Annotated in this window: 1 protein-coding gene; it reads right to left on the reverse strand. The window is 61.9% G+C overall.

The genetic code is table 11. From position 1 onward, the window contains the following. Positions 1-357 (reverse strand): CoA transferase (locus C6N31_RS42540; RefSeq protein WP_307811619.1); only part of this gene is annotated, 357 nt, incomplete at its 3' end. Positions 358-446 lie beyond the last annotated feature (89 nt).

The raw sequence follows: 446 nt of genomic DNA on the forward strand, positions 1-446 counted from the left end.
GAGTACGTCCGCCTGGCGCAGCAGCCGCGTGAGCAGTTCCCTGCCCTGCTCCGTTTTGAGGTCAGCGGTGACGGATTCCTTGTTGCGGTTGCAGGAAAGAAAGTACGTCGACTCTGGTGTCTGATCCGGACCGACGAAGGGCGGACCCCAACTGCGGGCCTCATCTCCGTGACCGGGTGTCTCGATCTTGATTACCCGTGCGCCGAGATCACCGAGCATCATCGCAGCGTGCGGGCCGGCCAGAGCGTGGGACAGTTCGATCACCAGGCAGCCGTCGAGCGGGCCGCTTCCTGACGCTTCGGGGTCGAACATGCTGAGGTGGTCCCTTTCATCGATCTTCGCGTTGACCTGGGCCACCGTATGCAAACGGACATCAGAGGAATCGCCGGAGAGGGTTAAAAGCGTCTTACCCGCCGCGATACGTCTATCGCCTTAACTCGCGCGGT

Origin of the sequence: Streptomyces fildesensis, from assembly GCF_016107395.1 — a bacterium.
Lineage (GTDB): Bacteria > Actinomycetota > Actinomycetes > Streptomycetales > Streptomycetaceae > Actinacidiphila > Actinacidiphila fildesensis.